The following is a 21,437-nucleotide window of genomic DNA, read 5'->3' on the forward strand; positions in this document are numbered from 1 at the left end:
AACAGTGAGCAGGATGCATTAAAACAAAAAGATCAAATGCAAGGCATATTAAAAGAATTAAATTCAAATGCTAATGTGATTGTAGTGGAATAAGTTTTAAACCCTAACTCTAAAAATAAGAGTTAGGGTAGAAATAATTAAACTCAAACAATCAATCAAGGAGGGAAAAAACTAAAAGATGCAATGCATCAATGTTCTTTAAAATAAAGAGAAATCTTTCTTTCTCTTGCCACCACTTAATTTTTTTCTTTTTTTATTTTTTAAAGATTTTTTTAAAACAAATCTTTAGCAAGTTACACAACAAACTATACAACAAAATATGCTTTTTTGAAAGTTTTGGCATATTCATAATGAACTCCTGTTAAGTGGTGGTAGGAGAGGGAAAAAATATTACTATCTTTAAAATTATTTGTTCCATTTTTTTATTCTAAAACTATTACCAATTACCAAAAGCGAACTAAAACTCATACTTAAAGCCGCAAACAAAGGAATAATAAAACCACAGAGTGCAAGAGGTATCATCAGGATATTATAAATAATACTAAGCACGATATTTTGCTTAATTATTCTATAGGTTTTATGTGAAATTCTAAAAATCTTATTTAAAGAAGTCAGGCTCTGATCCAAGATTATGACATCTGAAGCAAGGGATGCAATACTATTTTGGGTATTAAAGGCTATACCTATACTACTTTTACTTAGAGCCAAAGAATCATTGATTCCATCCCCTACCATAATGGTTATAATCCCTTGATCTTGATACTTTTGAACAAAATCTGCCTTTTGCATAGGTAGAAGGTTAGAATAATATTTATCAATTCCTAAACTTTTTGCAATAGATGCAACACTTCTTTCATTGTCTCCACTTAGCAAGGCAATATTTGGGAATTGATGGCGGATACTTTCAATAATGGGTTTAGCATCTTCTTTTAGAGAATCCTCTAATAAAAAAATTGCACATAATTTCTTATCAAGAGCAAACCCAAAATTAGTAAAGTTCTTTAAATCAAAATCTCCAATTTCAACTCCCTTTTCTTTTAAAAATAATAAACTTCCTCCAATTAACTCTCTACCATCGCTAAATCCTATAATCCCTCTTCCCAATATTTCTTGAACCTGATCTAATACTGGAATATCTTCTTGTGAAAAATACTCTTTAATTCCCTCAGCAATTGGATGTTTTGTATAGGAGAGTAAAGCCACTAAAAGCTTTGTATCAAAATCTTGAATCTTTAAAAAATGCTTTACTTGTGGCCTACCCAAAGTCAAAGTTCCTGTTTTATCAAAAAAAAGATGTGTGGCTTTTGCAATTGTTTCTAAAAATTTTACCTCCTTTAAAATTATTTTTTGTTTATAAGATTCTGTAATTCCTACAACCGAAGCTATAGGGGTTGCCAATGCCAAAGCACAGGGACAAGAGATAACAATAACTGAAATTCCAATCATTAATGCTTGTTCAAACGAACTATGCAATAAAAAATACCAAACCAAAAATCCACAAACTGCAATAAGCAAAACAACATTAGAAAAATACCTTGAAAGCTTATTGGCAAGATTTTGTATTTGTGGCTTTTGAGATAAAGAGTGCTCCAAAATATCCACAAGCCTAAAGAGTAAAGAATCACTAAAACATTTTTGAGCCCTATACCTTAAAATCTTTTGTGTATTAATACTTCCAGATAAGATCTCATCTCCTCTATTCTTTAAAACAGGAAGAGATTCTCCACTAATATTTTGCATATCCAATAATGCCTCATCTGAGAGCAAAATACCATCAATAGGAATCACCTCATTAGGTAAAACCTCTATAACATCATCAACCTGAACTTCTTGAGGTGAAAGCGCTATTCTTTTTTTGTTTTTTATCACATTGACTTGAGTAGGTAAAATAAAAGTAAGTTTATCAAGATTATTTCCTGCATCTTTTTTTACCTTAACTTCTAAAAACTTTCCAATAAAGACAAAAGTAATAATCATACTTACTGCTTCAAAATATGTTTCACCACTTTGAGTGATACTCACATAAATAGAGTAGCAATAAGTTAGCACAGCCCCAACACTTACTAAAAGGTCCATACCTATAATTTTATTTTTTAATTGATTAAAGGCATTAAGATAAAAGAATCTCCCTGTCCATAACAACACAGGTGTAGCAAGCAAAAATGAAGCAAAATTTAAGACATTTTTCATAGTTTGAGAAATATCAGAAAAATAACCCGCATATTGCGCAACTGCGATCCACATTATATTCATTGTGCAAAAAATTGCCACAATCATTGCAATATAGTACTTTTTATTCTGATCTTGAAAGCGTTGCTCGGAGAGATTTGGATCATAGACATTTGCATCATAGCCTAACTTTCTTATAATTCTCACAATCTCACTAGGTTTAATTTTATCTTTATTAAAGCTCACTTGTATCTTGTTATTGGTGTAATTGAGAGAAACCTCAAAGATTCCCTCTTGTTTTTCTAACATCTTTTCAATTAGCCACACACAGGCCGTACAATGAATTCCCTCCAACACCAAAGCAAAACGATCAAATCCTTGAGAATCTTTATAAATATATCTTTGAGAGAAGCTAGGAGTATCAAAAAAATTTAAAGTCTCATCAATTTGTATCTTAGGGGGTGTTAAGCTCTGATGAGACAATTTATCATAAAAGCTATTAAGGTTATTTTGGTGCAACAAAAAATACACTCCCTCGCAACCATTGCAACAAAAAAAGAGTTCATTATCATTATGAATAACTTTTTTAAGCATTTCCTCTTTATAGAGATTTTGACAATGAGAACAAGCGCGCATCTTCTTCCTTAATATCCTGAGAGCAAACCTTAATGCTATATGTATTGCAATCCTTGTAGATTCTTTGAACTTCTGGGGTATTGTCTTTTTGTTCCATACTATTATGGGTAATTAAAGGAGGTAGGATCTTAAGGCTTGATTTTGAATTTATTTTCGCCTCTATAAGAATTAATGTAGCCTCTTTATCCACCCTAGGATAAACAAAGCGACAGGTTCTTGCATACAACCCATTGTCTTTAAGTGTGTGAAAAATATGATGCACCTCTTTTGCATCATAACAAAAGATAAAATGCCCATTTGGATGCAGATTTCTTTTTACCTTTTTACACAAAAGATCAAATGGCATGTACCTTGCATTTCTTGCAACCCTTATCCTTTCATTTACAGAATCTATAATTTCCTGTCGATAAAAAGGAGGGTTTGACAAGATGACATTAAATTTTTTATCAAAATCAATTTCAAAGATATCACTGCAAAATACTTGCGCATCTAAACCATTAAGCAAAGCATTTTTATGTGCCAAAAAAGCACTATACAAATCCTTTTCCACAAGTGTTGCTTTAAGCCTAAAATCCCTAGCGCACAATAGGCCTATAATCCCACTCCCGCAACCTATATCTAAAATCTCCCAATGAGATTTTAGATATAACTTTGCAAAATCAAATAAAAAAAGACTATCGCTGTTATAACAATACCCATCTGAAAGCTGATAGATTCTTAAAAGTTTTTTATCCATAAAAGCAAATCTTCCCCAAGTTTTCTTGAATGCAAAATCTCTCCTTTATAGGCAAAGCCAGTTGTAAATGTATCCTGTGACAATGTAGGTGATAGATGCAAAAGCAACATATCTATTTGATCTTTCAAGCTCTTAAAAAGTTCCCATCCCCCCTCAACTATATTAAAGCCCTCACCCAAGATAGGGATTTGATTAAAAATATTAACTTCTTGATGTATCTTAAAAACCTCTAGCGTTTTAGGTATATTGCTTCGCCTTGTTAAAATATTAACCCTTGGAAGATGTGTATTTTCATAAGGTTTATTGGCAAAACGAGAATCTAAAAGGGGGTTATCATGAACTAAAGTATTACCACTAATATAAATACTACTGCTGACACTTCTTTGATTATGTGTAAAAATTCTTGCCTCTTGAGAAGATATTTTTCCACTTTTATAATCACCATTTAATCTTTGTGCGATCTTAAAAAGATTGAATTTCTTATTTTTCACATAGATTTGGAATGGTAAAAGTAGTTTCTTGCATTCTTGCTCTTGGATATGCGTTTTGACAGCAATTCCCTCTTGTATCAACACTTTTGCTCCGCCTTGATTACAAGTAGTTTCCATAGCACCAATAATCACTTCTTTGGGTTTTAACTCTTTTAAAAGACTGGCACAAGATGGTGTTTTCCCCTCTAAGCTACAGGGCTCAAGCGTGACATAAATCGCACAATTTGAAAATACTCCTTGATGATTTTGAAGCAAAAAATCATAAACCAATCTAGGCTCTTCTAGTTGCAGTATTTTAGCATCTGCAGTCAATGTGACATAGGCCTCTTTGAGGGCTAATAATTCTGCGTGTGCATTACCACTTTTTTGATGTGCCTGAAGAGATAAAATCTTACCAAATTGATCTACAACCATAGCACCAACTGATGGATTTGGAAGCGTGAGAGTTTGGAATTCCCAAGCCTTATTTATACACAGTGACATTAGTAAGTTATCGCTTAATTCCATCTGTAACCCTTTTGGCAAAATTATAATGTTTTTTATTTTATTTTTCTATAGAAATCATATTTTGCTATGCTAAAATAATCACCACTAAATATCTCACAAATAGGCAACAAGATGAAAAAATGCTTCATTTTCTTTTTGAGTTGTATGTTTGTCTTTTCTCAAAATCTAACTCAAGAAGATGTGCAAGAAACAACCAAAAAAGAAGAAGTAGAACCTAAAAAATCTTGGAAAGACAATCTAGTGCCTCCAGAAGTATCAGGCAACTCTTATGGTGTCTTTAGAATAGGTTATAGCTATCAATACCAAAATGGAGGCACTATCACAAAAAACAATACCACAAGCTTTGATTATAAAGGAAATTTCAATGGTGTTTATTTTGGCCTAGAAAGGGGTTGGATTGGTGGAAAAAATAAGATGTTTATGGCAAGTGGATATCTGGATGGAGTTGTAGGACAGACTTACTCTTTATCTGTTGGAGCCAAAGGATCACTTTTTTTACTCAATGGTTGGTTAATCCCCTACATTGGAATAGGCTATCAGCTTCAACATCTCTCATTTAATAATGACAGTAACCAATATAATATGCACACAGCTGTTGTGTCTTTGGGAACACATATCACTATTGCAAAAGGTTTTGGTATTGATTTGGAACTTAGAAGTGGTGCTCCTTTTTATATTCTAAAACCAAAAGATGCACAAACTTATGGCAACCCTAATATTAATCATGTAGGTTTTATTCTTAGCTTTTCTTTCTATGACTTTAACATATGAAATATATTCTTAGCTTCATTATTCTATTTGTTAGCTTATATGCTTGTACTGGGGATTGCGCAAGCTGTCATTATAATCTAGATTACAAAAAAGATGAGCGACATTCTCCAATGCTTGATTGCAAAACCTGTCATACAAAAGAAAAAATGAGTTCAATTAACATGGGAGATACTTGTGGTGAAGACTGCTTTGCTTGTCATAATGCAGAAAAACTCCAGAGCAAAGAGCTTAAAAAAGCTCACGGTGTGATCATTGATTCTTGTATGCAATGTCACAAGAATCTTGTCAAAGAAACTTTAGACAAAAGTTTTATGAAACAAGGAATTATCCACCAAAATTTTTTCAATCAATCATTGGAATCTAAATAAGAGCATCCCACTAAAATCCTTATCTTTATAAAATTCTGCCCTAAAAATCTTTCCGTTTTTATCAATTGAAAATTTATTCTGACATTTTTGCAATGTAATTTCTATACCAACTTCATTAGGCTTAGATGTATTTGCATTAGGTGCTACAAATCCAATTACATTGGCACGATATCCCTCATGTTCTAAAATCTCAAAGGATTTTTTCACATCTATGATACTTCCTATTGCAACTTCTTTTTTAATGCCATCTACTTTTATCTTTACCATCTTCAAAGAATGATCAAAAGTAGTATATTGTGGATTTAGCTTTGTCATAAGTTTATTGCCATATTTCAAAAAAACCTGATTAGCTCTTAGAGAAAGTCCAACTATATGTGAATTGCTCTCAACTTTTATATGATGGATATCTTTTTTTGGCAAAGGAAAAAAGTTTAACTCACTTCTTAGGCCAAATAGGGGTAGTCCAATAATCTCTTCAATCTTAACTTCCAATTTTGTGTCATTAATGAGACGATAAATTGTTTGTGGATTTAACACAAATTGTCTTTCATATTTAATTCCAATCTGTTGCATAATTCCCTCAATAGCCAATAAATGATAATAGACTCTTTGCTCCACAGTAAGATTCTTAGAGGCTTCATTTGCAAAAGCTGATTTATTGTTTCTAACTGCAAAAAATGTAAGAGCCTTTTCCATCTCAATATCACCCTTTGCAGTCTGTGTATCTCTTTTATAATATTTGTGTTCTGGTTTTAAAAGATATTGATTAATATGAAGAATTGTGTGTGTAACAATCTCATCTAAGTTTGGAAATTTAGAATTAGGCAAAAATGCCTGATCTATGATGCTACAAGACCCCCATCTATTTGGATTCATATTTGCATTGATATATGTAGGACGATAAAAACCACTGCCATCATGCAGATGCAAAACTACATCAACTTGGGGATTTACAATTAAAGTTTTAATATCTTGGATAAGTTGATATTCTGGATCTTTTTGAGATAAGGTTGCAAACTTTCTATTCATATCATCATAAACACCACGATGATTTAAAAGCATAGAATGTCTATTTAATACAGGCACCACCCAAACATTTCCACTCAAAATCTTATAGTATTTTGAAAAAACATTAGTGGCATTAAATCCCCCTGGCTCATCGCCTTGAATACCACCTATGAGCAATAGGGTTGGAGCAGTAGCATCGCCTTCTTTTTTAACAACTTCAAAATCAAGAACAGGTATTTTTTGTGCAAAAACAGCGCTTAAAAAAATAAAAATTAACACAAAAAATCTCACATTCTATCCTTACTAAGAATACTTTAAAAACACACTGGGCCCGTATTATATCAAAACTAAATGGAATAAAAAGTGCTTGCAAGTGTGATTGATAAAGTAAAAATAAAAGGCTTAGCTATGTTGAATAAAGAAATATTAAACACTTTAAAAAAACATTTGAAAGATATTGAAGGAACAGATTTTGAGAGCATTGGAGCAACACATTCTAAAAATAAAATATTAAAGTTTGGAGAGGATATTAAAAGTGCCAATGAGTTTATAGGGGCCCTTCAAGTATTGGATATAACAATTAGAAAAATTATTGCTGAGGCAAGAAAAATAGATACAGAATTGCTAGAGGATGCAGTTCAACTCAATTGCACAACCTTTAATATTGAGCAATTAATTCAAAAATGTAGCTTTATGGGAAAAGGCCTTTTTGATGTAACTATGGCTACAACGATGGGAGATTGTGAAATTGAGCTTGAAGTTGCATCTCCTCTTAACTTTGCGCTCCAAAAAGATTTTGATAGCCTTATCCAATATCTTGAAGATAAAAGAGAAGAAATTAAACAAAAACTTGCTCTAATTAGCCAAAATATTTCCAACAGTAAAAAAGAGGACAATGCTTATCATCAGGATTTTTCACAAGATTTTAAAGCAAAAGATTTTCTAAAAATGTTTTGAGTTGAAATGATGTTTTGGTAGAATCCTAAAAATTTTTACAAGGATTAAGGGATTTATGTTACGTTTTGCTCCATCTCCTACTGGGGATATGCATATTGGAAATTTGCGCGCAGCTATTTTTAATTTCATTCTTGCTAAGCAGAAGGGTGAAAAGTTTTTAATCCGCATTGAAGATACGGATTTTTCTCGTAACATAGATGGTAAAGATAAAGAAATCCTATCTACTCTTAATCTTTTTTCCCTGCTTTGGGATCAAGTTGTTTATCAAAGTCATAATTTTTCTAAACACCAAAGATTTGCACAAATGCTAATTGATCAAGGATTGGCATTTTATTGCTATTGTACAAAAGAATTCTTAGAGCAAAAAAAACAAGAAGCTATTGCTAGCAAACAGCCCTTTAGGTATCAAGATTCTTGGGCAGAGTTACACAAAGACACAAACCCAAAACCTGTAATAAGACTAAAAGGAAGCAGTTCTTCTTTATTTTTTGAAGACAAAATCAAAGGAAAAATAGAGTTTGATCATCACGAACTAGATAGCTTTGTTATCTTAAGAGAGGATGGCATTCCCACTTATAACTTTGCGTGTGCAATCGATGATATGCTTTATGATATCTCCTTTATTGTTAGGGGCGAGGATCATGTAAGCAATACTCCAAAACAAATGTTAATTCAAAAATATCTTCATTATGAAAAAGAAATACAATATGCTCATTTGCCAATAATTTTGGGCGAAGATGGTAAAAAAATGAGCAAGAGGGATGCAAGTTCTTCGGTAAATTATCTTTTAGAACAAGGATTTTTACCTCAAGCAATCACTAACTATCTTATTGGTATGGGAAACAAAACCCCCACAGAAGTCTTTAATCTAAATGAAGTAATTGGATGGTTTGACATCTCTCATATTGCAAAATCCCCTGTTAAATTTGATCTCAAAAGACTTAGATTTTTAAATCGCGAACATTTAAAAAGATTAAACGAATCTGAGTTTGCTCTCTTGCTCGAAACACAGGATTTAAGTGTGGGTGCTTTGGCTAAGCTATTTTTAGAAGAAGCAAGCACCTTAAATGAGATTAGAGAAAAAATAAATCTTATCTTTATGCCAAAAGATATTCATAAAATATATGAAGATCAAAGCTTTTATCCTCAATGCAAGGTTCTTTTTGAAACTTTAAAAGAAATTTCAGATACACAAGATTGCTCAAAAATGGACTATTCTACATTTAAAACCCAAGCAATGCAAAAAAGTCAGCTTAAGGGTAAAGATTTTTTCAAGCCCTTGAGAATTCTTTTGACAGGAGAATCTCACGGATTAGATCTTGAAACTTTATTTAATTATCTTAGACTGCATTTAAAAGAAGTTTTAAAAATAAAAGAAGGATAATAAAAGAATGTTAGTCAATGAGTTAATTCTTATTTTACACTACCTTATTAATATTTATATTTGGATTGTAATTATTGCAAGTTTAATGACTTGGTTTAGAGTGGATTATTCTCATCCAATTCCAAGGTTTCTTATTCAAGTAACAAATCCAGTATTTGAATTTTTAAGATCTAAGATAACCCTACAATATCAGGGTATGGATTTTGCTCCTTTGGTGGTTGTTTTAGTTTTAAGCATTATAGATAGGATGTTATTAGGAGTGTTTTAAGTGTATTTTAGAAAGATATTATTATTACTTTCATTAAGTCTTTGCGGTTTTAGTAAAGATGTTAATTTGGATTTTATTAAAAAACAACCTGCGGGGATAGCTAGAGACTTTTATATTTGGTATTTTATTGACAAGAATAGCACAAGCATTGATGAAGCAAAACAGGCTTATGATTTGGTTTTTAAGAAAACCTCTCGTATCGAATCTGTTATGGAAAAAAAGGGTGTTATTCACGAAATGCCTCGTGATATTTTCTGCAAAAAACTTGACTTTGATCAATTAAAAAATGAGGATATTGATTGCATTGTCTATGGGCTAAAACTAAGCAATGTTTTAACGCTAAAGCAAGAGGATGCTGATCTTTTACTCCAAAAACTACAAGGTCAAGCTCAAGCAATTGATCTTTATGAGCAAATCAAAATCCTAAGAAGTGATGATGTTACAAAATCATTAATGCAAGCATCAGCAAAGAATTTTGCAGCCATATTTACTGGCTTAACTTATGTTCAAAAATTATCTCTTTTAGAAAAGAGCATCAACCCCAAAAATTTAGCACGTCTTTTAAATGAAAATAATCCTGCATTAAATCGTGTGATGACAACAATTATTCTTGATGCAAAATTTGATTCCATAAAAAAAGCATTAGGCAAAATCGAAGTAACTAGTTCTGATACCAATACTTTTTTTCTTCTAGGCATCAATGAACTTATGCTCCAAAATACAACAAGGGCTTTAAGTTACTTTAGTAAATCTCAAAATAGCGCTTATGATCCTTTTATGAGAGATCGTGCTTTATTTTGGCAATATCTAGTCTCTGAAGATGAAAAATATCTCCAAGAATTGCAAACAAGCACTTTTGTAGATATTTTTTCTATCTATGCAAATCAAAAACTCAAGACAACTCCAAACTATAAGATAGTTTCAGAATTTAATCTTCCAAAAGATAAAAAGAATTTTGAAATCAATAATCCTTTCACTTGGCAAATAGCTCGATCTGAGGTTTTAAAACTCGATGGAGAGGAGTATGAAAATAAAACTAAAGATTTTTTATATCAAGATACTCTACCCCATTATCTCTTTTTCCTAAGTCGCAAGCACCGCTATCAGTATAATTATTTTATTTTTGCCTATGATGATCCAAAAATGTGGAGAGATAATGAACAAAAAGCTATCACCTATGCAGTTGCTAGACAAGAAAGTCATCTTTTGCCCGCACTTGTATCCACTTCTTATGCACTAGGGATGATGCAAATTATGCCATTTAATGTTATGCCATTTGCCAGAGATATGGGATTAAAAAATATTAGCTATTTTGATATGTTTGACCCAAAGACAGCACTGCAGTTTGGAAGCTTTTTCCTTGATCAACTCAAAAAGGAATTTAAGCATCCATTGTTTGTGGCATATGCCTATAATGGAGGTCCTGGTTTCTTGCGTCGCACACTTGAAAAACAGAGGCTTTTTTTACAAGATAGAAAATATGAACCTTGGATTTCTTTAGAGCTCTTGCCTTATGAAGAATCTAGATTTTATGGAATGAAGGTATTGGCAAACTATCTCATCTATATGCAAATGCTAAATCAAGAGATTGATTTAGAATCCCTTCTTCAAGAAACTTTAATTTACAAAAAGGGAAAGTAATGATTACTAAATGTTTATTTCCAGCAGCAGGATATGGAACTAGATTTTTACCCGCTACAAAAGCAATGCCAAAAGAGATGCTTCCTGTTGTTGATAAACCGCTCATTCAATATGGGGTTGAAGAGGCATTGAGTGCTGGATGCCATACAATGGCAATTGTTACTGGAAGAGGGAAAAGAAGCATTGAGGATCATTTTGATATAAGTTATGAATTAGAGCATCAAATTCAAGGTACAGATAAAGAAGATCTTCTTAAAGAAGTAAAAACATTGATGCAAAATTGCACTTTTTCTTACACAAGACAAAATGAAATGCTTGGTTTAGGGCATGCAATACTTACAGGTCAAACGCTCATAGGAAATGAGCCCTTTGCAGTGATACTAGCTGATGATTTGTGCGTTACAGAAACAAGTGATAGTGTATTGGCTCAAATGGTAAATCTCTACAAAAAATATCAATGCAGTATTGTTGCAATTGAAGAAGTGATGATGAGTGAAGTAAATAAATATGGAGTCATTGCGGGAGATGAGATAGATGAGGGAATATTTCAAGTAAATTATATGGTAGAAAAGCCAAAGCAAGAAGAAGCGCCAAGCAATCTTGCTGTAATTGGTCGTTATATTCTAACCCCTGATATCTTTGATATTCTACGCATTACCAATCCTGGAAAAAAAGGAGAAATACAAATCACAGATGCCTTAATGCAACAGGCAAAATCTAAAAAAGTATTAGCCTATAAATTCCGGGGGAAACGCTATGATTGTGGTAGTATTGATGGTTTTGTAGAAGCCACAAATGCTCTTTATAAAAAGATGAAATCAGGGAGTGTGATTGTATAACATTCATTTTTATGTCTGTTGTCTACTTCTTGCATTTTTCATTGGAGTTTTTTGTCTTTTAATCCTTTCTATTATTGCTTGGAACAATAGCCTTAAAGCAAGAGATCAAATAACACTGGCTTTAATTCACAATAAGGTTAAACTTGCTAGAAATAGCAAGGAGCTAGAGATTGTTTATAATAAATTTTTAGAGCATTTTAAAAAAATTCCTGAAAATAGCTTTCAAGAGTGGATACAATGCGTAAATGATCTTATTGCTACTGATTTGGCAAGTTTGGATATGATTATACAACTTAAAGAAGAGCTAGAAAATGAGAATCCTACAAAACGGAAGGAAATTGCAAATACCGTGGCTCTTATATTGAAAAATAAGAAAAATTAGGAAGAAGATAAATGGATTTTTTAAGAATATTGGGGCAACAAAAAATTAATGGTAGTGTGTCTATAGGAGGAGCAAAGAATTCTGCTTTACCAATTCTAGCAGCCTCATTACTCTATGAAGATTTTTTAGAAATTAAAAACCTTCCTGATGTTGTTGATGTAAAAACACTTGTCAGATTACTTGAATATCTTGGTTGTGAAATTCAATGGAGTAACAATCATCATATAAAAGTGAGTGCAAGAAGATTGGTGCATACAAAAGCAACCTATGATATTGTAAGAAAGATGCGTGCTTCTATTCTAGTCCTAGGACCACTATTGGCAAGATTTAGAAAATGTGAAGTAAGCCTGCCAGGTGGTTGTGCCATAGGAGCAAGACCCGTAGATTTGCATATTAAGGCAATGGAAAAAATGGGAGCGGAAATACTCATAGAAAATGGGTATATCGTAGCTAGAGCTCCACAGGGATTACAAGGCGCACACATTACTTTTGATAAGATTACTGTAACAGGAACAGAAAATGTTTTAATGGCTGCTGCACTTGCAAAAGGTAAAACAACAATTGTAAATGCTGCTAAAGAGCCTGAAGTCGTTCAATTATGCCAACTGCTCCAACAATCTGGAATTAAAATTGAAGGGATTGGAACAGATATTTTAGTCATTGATGGCAATGGAGGAGAGGCCTTAAAAAACAATAGTCTAAGCATTATACCCGATCGTATTGAAGCTGGAACCTATATGTGTATTGGTGCAATAATGAACACTAAACTGCGCATTCAAAATATTATCCCTGAACATCTTCAAAGTCTTATTGATAAATTCCAAGATATTGGTTTTACAATTAATCTAGAAAATGATGCATTAGAAATATTGCCTGCAAAAAAGCTAAATGCATTTGAAATTATCACAACAGAATATCCTGGCTTTCCTACAGATATGCAAGCACAGTTTATGGCATTGGCTACACAATGCGAGGGAATGAGTATTATAGAAGAACGCCTATTTGAAAATCGCTTTATGCATGTAAGTGAATTACAAAGACTGGGTGCCCACATTTCTTTAAAAGGAAAGATTGCACAAATTACTGGAGGCAAGGAATTAAGAGGTGCTGATGTAATGGCTACAGATTTGAGGGCTTCATCTGCTTTAATTCTAGCAGCTCTTGTATCACAGGGCTACACACAAATCCATAGAATCTATCACCTTGATCGTGGCTATGAAAATATTCAAGAAAAGCTAAGTAAAATTGGGGTTTTTATTGAAAGATTAAAAGAATAATAAAATCAACACAAAACCATACTAATAGAACTTAAAATGGAGTTTTTCTTGTATCAACTAAAAAATATTTTATGGCAGTCCTATTCGAACAAATTCTCAAGGGCTAGTACCCAATGCAACAAAGATTAGAAGATTTATATAGACTGCAAGACCTTTATATGCTACAGTCTTTTGGGCAAATTTACATTGATGCAAAGCAACCCAAAACCCTCCCCTCTCAAGATTCTTCTCAAGATAGCATTCAAAACTGCAATCTCTGCGATAGAAGCAAGATATCAAAACCCACCATTGGTGTTTTAAATCCCAAAAGCAAAATTATATTTGTAACACAAACACCACTCACTGATGAAAAGGGATTGTTTCTACAAACTCGTAGTGCAAAAATGTTACAAGATATTATTCAAAAGGTTCTTTATCTTAGAATCCAAGAATGTAGCATTCTTTCTTTATTAAAATGTGGAAATATATTTGAGTATAATAACGATGTTGAAGTTTGTAAAAAGTATTTATTTGACCAGTTAAAAGCAAGGCCTGATGCCTTGATATTATGCTTTTTAGATCTTCCGGCATTAAAAATATTTGGTTTTAAGGAAGATTATTTATTTGGTAGGTTTATAAAATGGAACAATCAGCAAATTATCTTCACCCATTCGCTCAAAACTTTATCAAAAAATCCCTCCCTAAAAAAAGAAACAATGACACACCTACTAATGGTTAAAGAACTTTTATGAGACTTTTGTTAGTATTTTTATTTTCTGTTTGTGTTTATTCTAAAAGCTTTGTTATTTCCCCCCTTCCATTACCTCGTCAAGAAGTTTTAGATATCAATATACAAGAATGTGATGAAAAATGTTTGAATGCTTTATATGAAGATAAGAAACTCTTCTCTTTTGTTGCAAAATTTAACCCAACAATAAGAAATCAGGATTTAAGAGCAAAACTTACAGAAACCCTAACAAGCTTGGACTTATTTATGAAAGAGGACTTTTTTGAAAATATTCAAGATGTTAAAAAAATAAAAATTGCGCTTTTAATACCTAGAGAAATTATTGGGCGTTACTCTGCTACAGGCATCAATACCATTTTGGCTTATCTTACAAGTAGAAATGCTTCTTTTTCTTTTGAAGTTTTTGATAGCAGGAATGAAGAAGCTCAAAATTTACACCAAACTTATGAGGAAATTAAGCAAAAAAAATTTGATTGTACAATCGCATTGCTCACAAAAGATGGTGTTTTAAATCTTTTAGAAGATACCACAATTACTATCCCTACATATATACCTACAGTCAATAGACTTCAAATTGGAGAATTTAAAGCTTCTCAAAAAATATTTTTTGGAGGCATTGACTATCAAAAACAAATCCAAATGCTCTATGAACTTGCAGGACAAGATGAAGTCGTAGAATATGATGATTCTAGCAGTATTGGATCTTGGCTACAAACCCTCTCTGATCAAAAAGGTTTTAATGTAGTTTTTAGAGATGTAATTACAAATGAAAAAGCTGCACGCTTTATGGAAGAGATTGCACGACACAAAAACTATATCAAAAATCGTGCAATTTTATTAAATATCCCTGTGATTAGAACAGGACTTATTCTCCCTCAAATCGGTTTCTTAGAAGAAAAACCTACAAAATTTCTTTCCACACAAATAAATTACAATCCATCTTTATTAATGCTCCTAAAACCAAAAGATAGAAAGAATTTTTTTATCATTAATGCGATTGGGAAAACAGATCCCTATCTTATTGAATATGGATTATTGCTAGGAAGCGATTTTCAATATGATTGGGTGAGCTATTCTATTGGCATAGGCATAGAAATGTTTCTTTTAAATAGAGGTGAGAAGATTAGTAAGTTTTTTTCTGAGAGCATTGAAGAATCTCAAGTGGAATATACAAATAAGATTTATAAAACCTATAAAAATTCTTTTATAGAAGTTAAATAAAAACTAAAGGATATTATTTTGAAATCAAAACTTAAAAAAAGAATTAAAGTTCAAAGAGAAATGCAAAAAGTTGCATTTGTTTTAGGATTTTTGTTCTTAGTCGCTTATCTTGGTATGCTCTTTGGCAATACAGGAGAATATCCTATCCTTATTATTTTTGCCTGTGTTGTAGGTGCATACATGGCAATGAATATTGGTGCAAATGATGTTGCCAATAATATGGGTCCTGCAGTTGGTTCAAAATCTCTTAATATGGTAAGTGCTATTATCATTGCAGCAATTTGTGAGGCTGCGGGAGCTATTTTTGCGGGGTCTGATGTTGTTAATACTGTTAAATCAGGCATTATCAATCCTTTGGCATTTGAAGATGCCAAAATCTTTGTAATGGTAATGCTTTCAGCACTAATATCAGGGGCAATTTGGCTACATCTTGCAACCATTATTGGAGCTCCTGTATCTACCACACATTCCATTGTTGGTGGTATTTTGGGTTCAGGGATTGCTGCAGGAGGCTTGGGAGTTGCAAAATGGAGTGTTTTAGGAAGCATTGCTCTAAGTTGGGTAGTTTCTCCACTACTAGGCGGAGTGATTGCTGCACTTTTCTTGTGGATTATTAAAAAGACAATTACTTACAAGCAAGATAAAAAAACTGCTGCTAAAAAAACTGTTCCTTTTTTAATCTCAATTATGGGATTTGCCTTTAGTCTTTATCTTATCAACAAGGGACTAAAAAATATTATCAAGCTCAATATTTTTCAATCCCTAACCCTAAGCTTTTGTATTGGTTTTTGCATCTTCTTGATAGTTAGAAATATACTCTTAAAGCAGACTCAAAAATTAGAAAATACAAAAGAAGCGGTGAATTCACTCTTTGCAATCCCACTCATTTTTGCTGCTGCATTTTTAAGTTTTGCCCACGGTGCAAATGATGTTGCCAATGCAATTGGACCATTAGCTGCAATCAATCAAATGCTTGGGGATTTAAATAGTATCAATACAAAAGCAACCATTCCTCTTTGGATTATGATAATTGGAGGATGTGGAATATCCTTAGGACTCGCACTTTATGGGCCTAGGTTAATTAAGACAGTTGGAACAGAAATAACAGAGTTAAACAAAATCCGAGCCTTTTGCGTTGCAATGTCAGCTGCAATAACAGTTTTAATTGCCTCTGCTCTTGGTCTCCCTGTAAGCTCTACTCATGTGGCAATAGGCGCAATCTTTGGTGTTGGTTTTTTAAGAGAATTTTTAAAGAGACGCTATGCAAGAGCAATAGATACAATACACCAAGCACACACAAAAAAAACTGAGCTTGATGTATTCTTAGAGAGATTCCATAAAGCAAGTGTAAAACGCAAAGGTTTGATGCTAGAAAGTCTTAAAAAAAATAAACACAAAGAGATTTTATTAGCAAAAAATGAAAAAAAAGAACTTAAAAAAACCTACAAACAAGAATTAGTAAAAAGAAGTGCTATGCAAAAGATAATTGCTTCTTGGCTAATTACAGTTCCTATATCATCTTTATTTTCTGCCTTTGTATATTGGATTTTAAAAATTGTCCCATTTGCTTTTTAGCAAACTATGCTAAAATAAAGGCATCTTAGTTAATTTAAAATTTTAAGGAGATTACTTTTTGGACCCCTACCAGTCGGTTTTGATGTTAATTACGGTTCTAGTATTAGTTTTTTTAAACGCTTTCTTTGTTCTCTCTGAATTTGCTATTGTTAAGGTTAGAAAAACAAGACTTGAAGAGTTGGCAAAAACAAATACCAAAAATGCGGCTCTTGCCCTTAAAATTACAAACAATCTTGATACCTATCTTAGTGCTACTCAACTTGGTATTACACTCTCTTCTCTTGGGTTGGGTTGGGTTGGAGAGCCAGCCATTGCAAAGATCTTAAACACTTTATTTTCAAGCTTTTTCACTGATGATAGTATTTTGTTGCATACTTTAAGCTTTGTTATTGCCTTTACTTTTATTACATTATTACATGTTGTTTTGGGGGAAATTGTTCCAAAATCTATTGCAATTGCTAAAGCAGAAAAATGCACCTTGGTTGTTGCAAGCTTCTTGCATCTATTTTGGATTATTTTTTACCCCATTATTTGGTTTTTTGATAATTTGGCTGCATTCTTTTTAAAAAAGATTCGGATTGAGCCTGCAAAAGAGCACGAAAGTGTCCATTCTGAAGAAGAATTAAAAATCATTGTAGGAGAGAGTCTAAAGGGCGGATTAATAGATTCTATTGAGGGTGAAATCATCAAAAATGCTGTTGATTTTTCTGACACAATTGCTAAAGAGATTATGACACCAAGAAAAGATATGATTTGTTTAAGCGCGGACAAAACATATGAAGAGAATATAGAAATTATTATGGAAACAAAACACACAAGATATCCCTACTATGAGGGAAGTAAGGATAATATTTTAGGAATGATACATATTCGTGATCTCTTGCGCAATACTTTCACAAGAGAAGAGACTGATTTAAAACAAATTCTTAGAGATATGATTATTGTTCCTGAGAGCGCATCAATTGCTCAAATCCTTATTAAGATGAACAAAGAACAAAAGCACACCGCGCTTGTGGTAGATGAATATGGTGGAACAGCAGGACTGCTTACAATGGAGGATATTGTAGAGGAGATTATGGGAGATATCTCTGATGAGCATGATGAAAAATCTCAAGGATTTCACAAAGTAGATGATAATACATTTATTTTTGATGGTATGACTGATCTTGAAAGTATTGAAGAGATTTGTGAGATTAAATTTGATGAAACCTTTGATCAAGTTACTCTTGGTGGCTATGTTTTTTCTCTATTGGGTAGACTCCCTGTTGTTGGGGATACCATCTCAAATACAAACTGTCAGTTTGAAATTCTAGAAGTTGATGGTGCAAGAATCAAAAAACTAAAACTAAGTAAAAATCAAGATGCCCCTGAAGATGAATAAATTCTAAAGGTCAAATCTATAAATGTAGCAGGACTTTTTAGTCCAAATATTCAAATATCAAAGTGTTATAATTACAGGACTATTTAAAGAGGATTTTTATGGTAGATTATGGGATAAAATTTTGGTCAGGTGATGACTTTATTATTGAAGATGGTGTAATAAAGGTTAATGATGCAGGGAAACCTGCTTTGATTAATATTGTAAAGGATGTCCGCGAAAAAGGCTTTAGGGGTCCTTTATTAATTCGCTTTCCTCATCTCATCAAAAAGCAAGTGGATAAGCTTTTTGATTCCTTTGCACACTCAATGGATATCTATAAGTACAAGGGTCAATTTCACGCTGTCTTTCCTCTAAAAGTAAATCAAATGCCACATTTTGTTCTTCCTTTGATGCAACTTTCTACTCATAGAAGCTATGGCCTTGAAGCTGGAAGTAAATCTGAGCTTATTATCGCAATGGCATATACAAATAAAAATGCTCCAATTACAGTTAATGGTTTTAAAGATAAAGAAATGATAAAACTGGGTTTTATTGCAGCAAATATTGGTCATTCCATCACCCTAACAATTGAAGGATTAAATGAGCTTGAAACTATTATACAAGTAGCAAAAGAAATGGGAGAGCCCTATCCAAATATAGGGCTTAGAATCCGACTGCACTCTACAGGAACCGGGATTTGGGCAAAAAGCGGAGGAATTAATTCTAAATTTGGCCTCACAAGTACAGAACTTTTAGAAGCCATCTCTTTGTTAGAAAAATCAAATCTCTTGCATAAATTTACAATGATTCATTTTCATATCGGTTCTCAAATTAGTGATATTTCCCCTCTAAAAAAGGCAATTAGAGAGGTGGGTAATATTTATGCTGAATTAAGGAAAATGGGGGCAAAAAATCTCACTGCTGTTAATATAGGAGGGGGACTTGCTGTAGAATACACTCAACATCAAGGAAATAATAACAGAAACTATACCCTAAATGAATTTAGTGGTGATGTTGTTTTCTCACTTAAAGAAATTGCAAAAAACAAAAAAGAAAAAGAACCTGATATTTTTATAGAATCTGGTCGCTTTATTTCGGCAAACCACGCTGTTTTAATCGCACCCGTATTGGAACTTTTCTCACAAGAATATGATGATAAGGCACTCAAGCTCAAAGAAAAAAACCCTCCATTAATTGCGGAAATGTTTGACCTTTATCAGAGTATTACAGAAAAAAATGCAATTGAATATCTCCACGATAGTCTAGATCACATGGAATCTTTGCTTACACTCTTTGATCTAGGTTATATTGATTTGCAAGATAGAAGTAATACAGAAGTTTTGGTTCATCTTATCATCAAAAAAGTTATTAAGCTTTTAAAACATAAAAACCACAATGACATTATCCGTATTCAAGAACAGGTACAAGAGCGCTACTTATTAAATTGTTCTTTCTTTCAAAGCTTGCCAGATTATTGGGGGTTGGGACAGAACTTTCCTGTAATGCCTCTAGATAGACTGGATAAAAAACCTACCCGATCTGCTAGTCTTTGGGATATTACATGTGATAGTGATGGTGAGATTGCATTTAACTCTACAAAACCCTTATTTTTGCATGATGTAGATGTTACCCAAGAAGAATACTTTTTAGGATTTTTTCTAGTTGGAGCCTATCAAGAAGTTCTTGGAATGAGACATAATCTCTTTACACATCCTACAGAATTTAGTGTCATCTTAGATGATAAACACTACAAAATTGAAAGGCTTTTAGAAGCCCAAACTATTTTAGATGTTCTAGATGATCTTGATTATGATACTAAAGAGATTGAAAGGATATTGAAACAAAAAATTGAAGATTCTATACTTTTAGATGATGAGAGAAGAAAAGAAATACTAGGACAACTTTATATTATGCTAAGTGAGAATGGTTATCTTAGGACAATTATTAATGGTGATAAAGAGTGATCTGCCCACACTTTGATATTTGTGGTGGTTGTCAAACCAAAGAAGATTATCCCATAGCATTAGAGCAAAAAACCAAAGTCTTTAAGGACATTTTTTGCTTTTCACCCAATAAGGTTTTTGAATCTAAAATACGCGGTTTTAGAGCAAGAGCAGAATTTAGAATCCATAGAGATGGTGAAAAGATATTTTTATCAATGAATACTCTTGGAAAAAATGAGCGCGTTGCTATACAAAATTGTCCAAATCTTTTGGAACACCTACAGCATATCCTATACCAACTACCAAATCTGCTAAATCAAGAAATCTTAAAACACAAGCTTTATGCAATCAATGTATTAGGAAGCACCAATCAACACGCAATCATTACACTTATTTATCACAAAAAGCTTGATTTATTATGGCAGGAAGAGGCTTTGTTACTTGCCAAGCATCTTAATGCCTCTATTATTGGTCGTAGTAAAAATCAAGAAATCATATTAGGAACAAACCTTATAGAAAGCCATATAAAAACTAAAAATAAAATTTTAAGATACTTTTACAAAGAAGGTAGTTTCTCTCAACCCAACCCCTTTATCAATGAAAAAATGATCAATTTTATTATTGATAATATCCAATCACATCATCGAAAAGATTTATTGGAAATGTATTGTGGTAGCGGGAACTTTACCATTGCACTTGCACAATACTTCACTAAGGTTTTTGCAACAGAAGTTGTAAAATCAGCAATCCCTATTTTGCAACAAAATGCACAAAACAATCAAATAAAAAATCTCTATTATGCAAGATTAAGTGGTATTGAAACTATAGAAGCCCTAAGCTTTTCTCGTAAATTTTTTCGCCTAAAAGATATCAATCTTTCTACTTTTAACTTTTCACACATTCTTGTAGATCCTCCAAGAAGTGGCATTGCAGATATTAAGATTTTAAAATTTATGGCAAATTTTGAATACATCATTTATATTTCTTGCAATCCCCTAACTCTTAAAGAAGATTCTACTCACTTACTAAAAACACATAAAATTACTAAAAGTGCCATTTTTGATCAATTCCCGCATACCCACCATTTAGAATCAATTTTTATTTTCCAAAAAAACTCTTAAAAAACCTAATATTTTAAAAATTAATTAACTCTCTATAACTCTTGCTATAATTTTAG

Annotated in this window: 19 protein-coding genes; 15 read left to right on the forward strand and 4 right to left on the reverse strand. The window is 32.5% G+C overall.

Features of this window, described 5'->3' with window-relative positions; genetic code table 11:
- Positions 1-405: 405 nt before the first annotated feature.
- From C6H31_RS00420 to ribD, 3 genes are read right to left on the reverse strand one after another with little or no spacing between them, the layout of a single operon-like run.
- Complete coding sequence (locus C6H31_RS00420) at positions 406-2,805, reverse strand: heavy metal translocating P-type ATPase (protein ID WP_104696845.1); 2,400 nt, start codon at positions 2,803-2,805, stop codon at positions 406-408.
- Positions 2,771-3,541, reverse strand: coding sequence for a tRNA1(Val) (adenine(37)-N6)-methyltransferase (locus C6H31_RS00425; protein WP_104696846.1), 771 nt, complete (start codon positions 3,539-3,541; stop codon positions 2,771-2,773). The genes C6H31_RS00420 and C6H31_RS00425 overlap by 35 nt, the downstream gene beginning before the upstream one ends.
- Positions 3,523-4,539, reverse strand: a complete 1,017-nt coding sequence (gene ribD / locus C6H31_RS00430; RefSeq protein ID WP_104696847.1) for a bifunctional diaminohydroxyphosphoribosylaminopyrimidine deaminase/5-amino-6-(5-phosphoribosylamino)uracil reductase RibD — start codon at positions 4,537-4,539, stop codon at positions 3,523-3,525. Before ribD ends, C6H31_RS00425 begins: the two co-directional genes overlap by 19 nt.
- Positions 4,540-4,650: 111 nt before the next feature.
- Here ribD and C6H31_RS00435 point away from each other — a divergent pair, with 111 nt between their 5' ends.
- Both C6H31_RS00435 and C6H31_RS00440 read left to right on the forward strand, forming a co-directional pair.
- Positions 4,651-5,310 (forward strand): hypothetical protein, encoded by a 660-nt coding sequence (locus tag C6H31_RS00435; protein ID WP_104696848.1) that lies wholly within the window; start codon positions 4,651-4,653, stop codon positions 5,308-5,310.
- Positions 5,307-5,678, forward strand: coding sequence for a hypothetical protein (locus C6H31_RS00440; RefSeq protein ID WP_104696849.1), 372 nt, complete (start codon positions 5,307-5,309; stop codon positions 5,676-5,678). Before C6H31_RS00435 ends, C6H31_RS00440 begins: the two co-directional genes overlap by 4 nt.
- Here the strand turns inward: C6H31_RS00440 and C6H31_RS00445 are convergent.
- The gene (locus tag C6H31_RS00445; RefSeq protein ID WP_233709914.1) at positions 5,661-6,977 is read right to left on the reverse strand and encodes a M99 family carboxypeptidase catalytic domain-containing protein; all 1,317 of its coding nucleotides are present in this window, start codon (positions 6,975-6,977) and stop codon (positions 5,661-5,663) included. The genes C6H31_RS00440 and C6H31_RS00445 overlap by 18 nt on opposite strands.
- A 117-nt stretch (positions 6,978-7,094) precedes the next feature.
- Between C6H31_RS00445 and C6H31_RS00450 the strand changes: the two genes are divergently transcribed.
- The 13 genes from C6H31_RS00450 (at position 7,095) to trmA (ending at position 21,381) form a co-directional block, all read left to right on the forward strand.
- Positions 7,095-7,643 carry a flagellar FLiS export co-chaperone gene (locus C6H31_RS00450; protein WP_158654725.1) on the forward strand — a complete coding sequence of 183 codons (549 nt, stop codon included), beginning with the start codon at positions 7,095-7,097 and terminating at the stop codon, positions 7,641-7,643.
- A 55-nt stretch (positions 7,644-7,698) separates the two neighbouring features.
- The gene (gltX, locus tag C6H31_RS00455) at positions 7,699-9,027 is read left to right on the forward strand and encodes a glutamate--tRNA ligase (protein ID WP_104696851.1); all 1,329 of its coding nucleotides are present in this window, start codon (positions 7,699-7,701) and stop codon (positions 9,025-9,027) included.
- Between the two features lie 7 nt (positions 9,028-9,034).
- Entirely contained in the window at positions 9,035-9,295 is a 261-nt protein-coding gene (locus tag C6H31_RS00460) for a YggT family protein (protein ID WP_104696852.1), read from the forward strand.
- A complete protein-coding gene (locus C6H31_RS00465; RefSeq protein ID WP_104696853.1) occupies positions 9,296-10,936 on the forward strand; it encodes a lytic transglycosylase domain-containing protein in 1,641 nt (546 codons plus the stop codon).
- Positions 10,936-11,775: a UTP--glucose-1-phosphate uridylyltransferase GalU gene (gene galU, locus C6H31_RS00470; protein ID WP_104696854.1), complete on the forward strand. Its 840-nt coding sequence runs from the start codon at positions 10,936-10,938 to the stop codon at positions 11,773-11,775. Before C6H31_RS00465 ends, galU begins: the two co-directional genes overlap by 1 nt.
- Complete coding sequence (locus C6H31_RS00475; protein WP_104696855.1) at positions 11,768-12,157, forward strand: hypothetical protein; 390 nt, start codon at positions 11,768-11,770, stop codon at positions 12,155-12,157. The genes galU and C6H31_RS00475 overlap by 8 nt, the downstream gene beginning before the upstream one ends.
- An 11-nt stretch (positions 12,158-12,168) precedes the next feature.
- On the forward strand, positions 12,169-13,434 hold the full coding sequence (gene murA, locus C6H31_RS00480) for a UDP-N-acetylglucosamine 1-carboxyvinyltransferase (RefSeq protein ID WP_104696856.1): 1,266 nt from the start codon (positions 12,169-12,171) through the stop codon (positions 13,432-13,434).
- Positions 13,435-13,547: 113 nt separating this feature from the next.
- Positions 13,548-14,165 (forward strand): uracil-DNA glycosylase family protein, encoded by a 618-nt coding sequence (locus C6H31_RS00485; RefSeq protein WP_104696857.1) that lies wholly within the window; start codon positions 13,548-13,550, stop codon positions 14,163-14,165.
- Entirely contained in the window at positions 14,162-15,382 is a 1,221-nt protein-coding gene (locus C6H31_RS00490) for a hypothetical protein (RefSeq protein ID WP_104696858.1), read from the forward strand. The genes C6H31_RS00485 and C6H31_RS00490 overlap by 4 nt, the downstream gene beginning before the upstream one ends.
- A 60-nt stretch (positions 15,383-15,442) precedes the next feature.
- Positions 15,443-16,957, forward strand: a complete 1,515-nt coding sequence (locus C6H31_RS00495; protein ID WP_104697350.1) for an inorganic phosphate transporter — start codon at positions 15,443-15,445, stop codon at positions 16,955-16,957.
- A gap of 82 nt (positions 16,958-17,039) precedes the next feature.
- Positions 17,040-18,338, forward strand: coding sequence for a hemolysin family protein (locus tag C6H31_RS00500; protein WP_104696859.1), 1,299 nt, complete (start codon positions 17,040-17,042; stop codon positions 18,336-18,338).
- 98 nt (positions 18,339-18,436) lie between these two features.
- Entirely contained in the window at positions 18,437-20,281 is a 1,845-nt protein-coding gene (gene speA, locus C6H31_RS00505) for an arginine decarboxylase (protein WP_104696860.1), read from the forward strand.
- Positions 20,278-21,381 carry a tRNA (uridine(54)-C5)-methyltransferase TrmA gene (trmA, locus tag C6H31_RS00510; protein WP_104696861.1) on the forward strand — a complete coding sequence of 368 codons (1,104 nt, stop codon included), beginning with the start codon at positions 20,278-20,280 and terminating at the stop codon, positions 21,379-21,381. The genes speA and trmA overlap by 4 nt, the downstream gene beginning before the upstream one ends.
- Positions 21,382-21,437: the final 56 nt, after the last annotated feature.

The sequence above is a fragment of the Helicobacter sp. 'house sparrow 1' genome, assembly GCF_900199585.1.
Taxonomy (GTDB): Bacteria; Campylobacterota; Campylobacteria; order Campylobacterales; family Helicobacteraceae; genus Helicobacter_H.